Annotated in this window: 7 protein-coding genes; 2 read left to right on the top strand and 5 right to left on the bottom strand. The window is 44.9% G+C overall.

Translation table 11 applies throughout. The annotated features are described in order from the left end of the window. Position 1: 1 nt before the first annotated feature. The 5 genes from AE2B122_RS15320 to AE2B122_RS15340 all read right to left on the bottom strand — a co-directional run bounded on the left by AE2B122_RS15320 (position 2) and on the right by AE2B122_RS15340 (position 4,778). Positions 2 to 1,153, bottom strand: coding sequence for a Gfo/Idh/MocA family protein (locus AE2B122_RS15320; RefSeq protein WP_095269892.1), 1,152 nt, complete (start codon positions 1,151 to 1,153; stop codon positions 2 to 4). A gap of 81 nt (positions 1,154 to 1,234) precedes the next feature. Next, positions 1,235 to 2,023, bottom strand: coding sequence for an AraC family transcriptional regulator (locus tag AE2B122_RS15325; protein ID WP_175074608.1), 789 nt, complete (start codon positions 2,021 to 2,023; stop codon positions 1,235 to 1,237). A 76-nt stretch (positions 2,024 to 2,099) separates the two neighbouring features. Then, positions 2,100 to 3,428, bottom strand: a complete 1,329-nt coding sequence (locus tag AE2B122_RS15330; protein ID WP_095220538.1) for a hemolysin family protein — start codon at positions 3,426 to 3,428, stop codon at positions 2,100 to 2,102. 178 nt (positions 3,429 to 3,606) lie between these two features. Continuing rightward, on the bottom strand, positions 3,607 to 3,996 hold the full coding sequence (locus AE2B122_RS15335; RefSeq protein ID WP_095220537.1) for a sporulation protein: 390 nt from the start codon (positions 3,994 to 3,996) through the stop codon (positions 3,607 to 3,609). A gap of 257 nt (positions 3,997 to 4,253) precedes the next feature. Beyond that, complete coding sequence (locus AE2B122_RS15340; protein ID WP_245840426.1) at positions 4,254 to 4,778, bottom strand: DinB family protein; 525 nt, start codon at positions 4,776 to 4,778, stop codon at positions 4,254 to 4,256. A 274-nt stretch (positions 4,779 to 5,052) separates the two neighbouring features. Between AE2B122_RS15340 and AE2B122_RS15345 the strand changes: the two genes are divergently transcribed. Together AE2B122_RS15345 and AE2B122_RS15350 are read left to right on the top strand one after the other, a co-directional pair. Then, entirely contained in the window at positions 5,053 to 5,691 is a 639-nt protein-coding gene (locus AE2B122_RS15345; RefSeq protein ID WP_095220535.1) for a serine/threonine protein kinase, read from the top strand. Positions 5,692 to 5,704: 13 nt separating this feature from the next. Next, on the top strand, positions 5,705 to 6,115 hold the full coding sequence (locus AE2B122_RS15350) for a hypothetical protein (RefSeq protein WP_175074609.1): 411 nt from the start codon (positions 5,705 to 5,707) through the stop codon (positions 6,113 to 6,115). Positions 6,116 to 6,199 lie beyond the last annotated feature (84 nt).

The raw sequence follows: 6,199 nt of genomic DNA on the forward strand, positions 1-6,199 counted from the left end.
TTTATACTTCCAGACTCGGAACAGTGACCCATTTCTTCTCGCGCCATGCTTCTAGCCCCAAATCTGACAGCTGGGTACCTTTTGCTCCCTCCAGCAAATCCCAAGGGAATGCCGCACCTTCTTCCACATGCTTCAAAAACAGCTCCCATTGAATCTTGAATCCATTGTCGTACGTACGATTCTCCGGCAATGACTCCCATTGGGAACGGAAATCAATTGCATTAGGTATATCCGGATTCCACACAGGCTTCGGCGTTGTCACACGATGCTGGACCTTGCAATCTCGCAGACCAGCTACTGCGCTTCCAAGCGTCCCATCCACTTGGAAAGTTACCAGATCATCTCGGTCAACTCTTGTCGTCCAAGAAGAGTTTGCCTGTACAACTATTCCGTTCTTAAGGGCAAAAATTGCATATGCCGCATCATCTGCTGTTGCTTTATAACGATTGCCGGCTTCATCCACCCTATAAGGAATATGAGTCGCACCAAGGCAAGTCAGACTGTCGATTTCTCCAAAGAGATGGTCGATGACATAACGCCAGTGTGCGAACATATCAACAATGATACCGCCGCCGTCTTCTGCACGATAATTCCAGCTTGGACGCTGCGCCTCCTGCCAATCGCCTTCGAATACCCAATAGCCGAAGTCCAGCTTTACGGACAGGATCTCCCCGAAGTAATTGCTATCGATCAGATGCTTCAGCTTCAGCAACCCAGGCAGGAAAAGCTTATCTTGCACTACCCCGTTTTTCACACCAGCCTCCCGTGCCAACCTGGCCAGCTCCAGGGATCCTTCCAAGCTAGTAGCCGTCGGTTTCTCACAATAAATATGCTTACCTGCTTCAATTGCCTGCTTGATGCTGGCTTCGCGGCGATTAGTCGTTTGTGAATCAAAATAAATCAGGTTATAGTCATCAGCCAAAGCAGTCTCCAAATCAGTACTGTAGCGCTCTACACTATTCTCACTGGCAAGTTTAGCAAGCTTCTCTTCATTCCGCCCGACAAGAATCGGATCCGGCAGCAAACGATCTCCGTTCGAAAGCAGCACACCGCCCTCTGCACGAATTGCTGCAATTGATCGGATAAGATGCTGATTTGTTCCCATTCTTCCTGTAACACCGTTCATGATTATCCCAATTTTCTTCGTCGCCATTCTTACGCCCTCCCATTATCCATATTAAGGATAGTATAAGTAAAGCGTTTACATTTTTCTTATCATTCTTTTCTTAGATTCTCATTTTCGGAAATCATCTGTTGTCCGTCGATAAACATTTGGCGTCACACCGACATATTTCTTAAAGACACGATAAAATGTCGAGACCGCTTCAAATCCAACTTCAAAGCAGATGGAAACAATTTCTCTGTCAGATTCTCGCAGCATTTTTTTCACCTTTAACAGTCGCACTTCTGTCAGGAACTGATAAGGAGTCGTATCATACATTTCTTTGAAAATCTGATTCATGTACCGGCTGCTCACACCTGCTTTGGCCGCAACTTCTTCCATACTGGCAATCTCAAAATATCGTGTTTCCAAGTGATGCTTAAGCCACTTTGCCCTTCTTGTATTTGTATCCTGTGTCGTATCTTCCTGCTGCATGATAGCAAGCTGATAAAGCACCTGAGCCAGCAGAAGCTTCAGTCCCATCGTATGAATGGGGTGGTTTTGGGATTGTTCGAATAGCATCTTTCGCAGCAGCTGACGAAGCTCACTGCTTTCGAACAGAGATAGGTTCAAGACACGGGATACTGCAAACACTGGCTCGACGAGATAAGAAACAACGTCCTCCGCCAAATGACGGATATCGAATTCCAGCACGAGCACCGTCATCTTCGAATGAGCTTGGATTCCATGATCTGTATGTGGAGAGATGAGCATGATGCTGTCAGGCAGAAGATTCTGGCTCCTGATGTCCAATTCACATTCTCCTTCTCCATCCAGTACATAAAGCAGCTGATGTGTGTCATGCTGATGCCTGGCCACCTCATTCTTTTCCTGATGTTTATTTTCATAAAGTCTGATCATCTTGTCTGTTTACCTCCAATAGAAAAAGGCCGGGATGCATAGGAGGCATCCCGGCCTTTTTCTTTATTAACGATTCTTAAGCTTCCAGCATCGGAAGCTGTTCTTGTTCCAGGATGCGCAGTTCAATCATAAGGATCTGATGGTTATCCATTTCGATAACCTCCCACTCATTTCCTGCTACATCCACCACAGTCGTTTGAGAATCTACTTCGTCATTTTTGACGAAAATCCAGCCTCCGATTGTATCGACATCTTCCCGATTGTCGAACACAGAGCCAAATTGATCCTCCAGATCATCCAATAGTACACGACCATTGATATGGTACGTACGATCAGATACTTCCTGGATATCCGGCACTTCATCTTCATCGAATTCGTCATGGATTTCCCCGACGATCTCTTCCAGAATATCCTCCATCGTCAGAATACCTGCGGTTCCGCCGTATTCATCCACTACGAGTGCAATATGCACGCGTTCAGTCTGCATCTTCAAAAGAGCATCCTGCAAGGATGTTCCTTCATGAATAAGCGGCAGCTCATGGATGAAGTTAGGCAGACTCTGTCTTCTGCCTGCTGCAAAATCCGTAAGCATTTCCTTCACATTGACGAAACCGATGATATGGTCTTTATCTCCATCCTCTGTCACAAGATAACGCGTGAATTGATGTTCATCGATGATCTCGATCACTTCTGCAGCTGTCATGGATTTCTCCAAGGTGACCACCTGTGTCCGCGGCACCATGATATCCTTTGCCACACGCTCGTCGAATGTGAAAATATTTTCCATATAACTAAGTTCTGTTTTGTTGATTTCACCACTTTGATAGCTTTGCGTCATAATAATACGCAGTTCCTCTTCCGAATGTGCTGATTCATGAGCAGCTGGCTTCACGCCGAACAACTTCAAAAATACACGAGCAGAACCATTCAGCAAATAGATGAACGGAGCCATTAGCTTACCAAACCAATACAACGGCGGACCTAGAATTAATGTCAATTGCTCCGTGTACTGAATCGCTAGTGTTTTCGGCGCCAATTCACCAATTACTACGTGTAAGAAAGTGACTGACGCAAAAGCAATGGCGTAGGAAAGCAAGGTGGAAACAGATTCAGACAACCCTAAATCATTGAACAGCGGGTGCAGTATTTTCTCTACTGTAGGTTCACCTAACGCACCTAGTACAAGCGCCGTTACAGTGATACCCAGCTGGCAGGCTGACAAGTAATAATCAAGATTATTCACTAGCTTACTGACAATGATTGCCCGTTTGTTACCTTCTGCAACAAGCTGGTCGATCCGTGACATACGCACCTTCACAACTGAAAACTCTGCACCTACGAAAAAGGCTGTAAAAATGATGAATAACACTACTAAACTTAAATTAATGACTATTGATGGGTCCAATTAGTTCCCTTCGTTAATTGAAGGGACTCACCTCGCTTATTTGTTTGATAGTTTACAAGCAGATTAATAAAATAGCTGCGACACCTCGACGAGGAGCAGCGCCAGCAAAACTTCTGTTATATAAGGTTATTATCTTCAGCAAAGCCTTCCCAATGCAATCTCCTCCTTCTTATAGCGTCTACGCTAATATCTGTACTTGCCTATCATCTTTCGTACATTTTTCATTGGCGAACACGAGCTTTGTCTGCAGCTCATAGACCAATGCACTGGAGCTTGGTTCCAATTCCTCCGGCAAACGGAATGTGAACGGCTTCTTCATTTGTTCATTTGATTTCAGTTGCTTGGTCATAAAAATGCTTAGTACATTCTTTATATTCACTATTTTATCGTTTGCACTGTTTTTTATAACCAAATCGCAATCCAATCTGTTTAGATTCTGGTCCTTCCAGCCTCCGAGAAGCTGAAAATGTCCCTCGATTTTATCGCCTGCATGATAGCTTGCCTGATTCAGTTCGAGCTTGATGGATGGTGCTCGCAGCTGCATCAGTTCTAAGCATTTCTTCAACACGGAAATAATTCCTCCATTTATGTGTACTAAACGAAAAGGACCCCCACAGTGTGAAGGTCCTGTTTGTAATCAGTCTTCACCAAATTGGCAAAGGTCTGGCAAACAACTTAACGTTGTCAGTTAAACCGGCGATAGCAAGCTATCACGTGTTGTCGACTTAACTGGAAGCTACTCCCCTTTGGAGCAATCACAATCCTATTCTATTAATCTGCAATATAGCATACACGATTGATTGTTCTCTGTCAATATACCCCAAATCACATGCGGTTGAGCGGATACGTAGCAGAAGCGAAGTAGCGCTCATGAAGGATATTATGGTGATGACGTTCATGGCCCAGCATTATATACGCCAGCGAGCGAACCGATGTGACATGACCGTTTGCCATTCCCTGTCTGACCCAATCCTGATCATACAGTGACTCCAGCAGAGCGATCGTGGATGCACGCACTGCCTTATATTGCGCCAGTAGGCTCGCTACTGTCATCTCCGTGAATTTCGCTTGCAGCACATAGGAATCTTCATGGAAACCTGGCAGCGGCGTCACATCTCCGCGGGCAATGGTAAGCAGTCGATAAGACATAATCCTTTCTGTGTCTGTAAGGTGGCCGATCACTTCCTTGATCGTCCATTTTTCAATATCGTAAGCGAAGCGAGCTTGCTCATCAGTCAGGCCTTGCAGAAGATTGGATGTTTGCCTTTCCTGTTCCTTAAACAGAGCTACTATATTTCCCTCCGGCACAAGTTTCATGTAATCTTGGAAATAAGCAGGATATTCTGTCATACTAGGTCTCTCTTGCATGTAATCACCTTTTTTCTTTATATGATTTCGATTAGATTGGGAAAAAGTAGAACTTTATAGATTGACGATATAGTTATTTTCCCTAAAGGTAAAGGAAACAGTCCCTGATACGATGAAAATAGCCAGAAAGCAGGAAAAGCAGAGATAGGAATTACGGAGGATGGACTAGCTTTTTTACTATTTTATGCACCTACTCTCGTTTTTGTGCGTATGATAACTGTACGAGCCCTTGTTCCAAAGAAAAGGAGTGCTGGAAATGGCTGATTTTGAGCAGATTGCTGAGCAGATTCACATGTCTGGTTCTGATACGATGCCCCATTTAACAGCGTACCCTTCCTCTCTCGTGCTGATCGGGACCGGCAGGAGCGCATTTGCATTCCGCCTTAAGGAATCCTCTAAAGTAATGAAGGTATTTTTTCCTGCCTTCCGTCACGTTGCGGCGGAAGAAGCGGAAATATATAAAACGCTTGAGAACAATCACTTCTTCCCGGATCTTCACGCAGCCGGAAACGGTTATTTAGTAATGGATTATATCCCCGGCCATACACTGTACGATTGCCTTCGTGAGGGGATCCCCATAACAGATCATCATATAGCCGACATTGACAATGCCCTGGCAGGCGCAGCAGCAGAAGGGTTGAATCCATCCGACATTCATTTGCGGAATATCCTGATCACACCTGATGGAGGCATCCGATTAATTGATCCTGCACGATTCCGCCAGCAAAAGCATTGCACACAATGGGAAGACCTTCACCGGGCCTATGAGAGATTCTACAAGAAAAAGCTATTTCCAAAAAAGGTTCCCGGCTTTTTGCTGGAACTGATTGCCTACCTGTACAAAAGACGAAAATCCTTCACCATCCAAGCACCATCTAATAAAGTCATTCACTAAAGGAGACTTGAACATGACAATCACCATTTCTCAAGCAGAAGCCTATCAGATCGAGCGTATTGCCCATAGCGGTCTGGGAAGAGAGCAAACTGCAAAGCTAATAGACGCAGGTGAATGGTCTACAATTCAGGACAGCTACCCAAAAGCTGATCCAGAAATGCTCCAGTCGCAGAAAAGCAAACTAACAGCCGCTCTGAAGAATGGCTACACCATTTCCTTCCCTACCTTCAATGGTGTACGGAACCTTCTGCATTTGCGCTTCGGTTTAGAGGAGGATAAGGATTACGTTGTAGATGACAAGTCAGTCCAAGGCCTGAACACAGATGAACCTACAGCTGCCATATTACGTACAATGTTCGAGCCGCTATGGAAAGTGGAATCAAACAGCGGACAACTGTCGATCATCCATATCAGCAAGCTATAAAAAAATACCGACGCACTAGTGGGGACTGACCCCCTAGGCTGAGACAAATAAAAACACCTTCAAGCTTGAAAACGGATCGTTGTT

Source organism: Terribacillus sp. AE2B 122, assembly GCF_902497585.1.
In the GTDB taxonomy this organism is placed as follows: domain Bacteria; phylum Bacillota; class Bacilli; order Bacillales; family Amphibacillaceae; genus Terribacillus; species Terribacillus saccharophilus_A.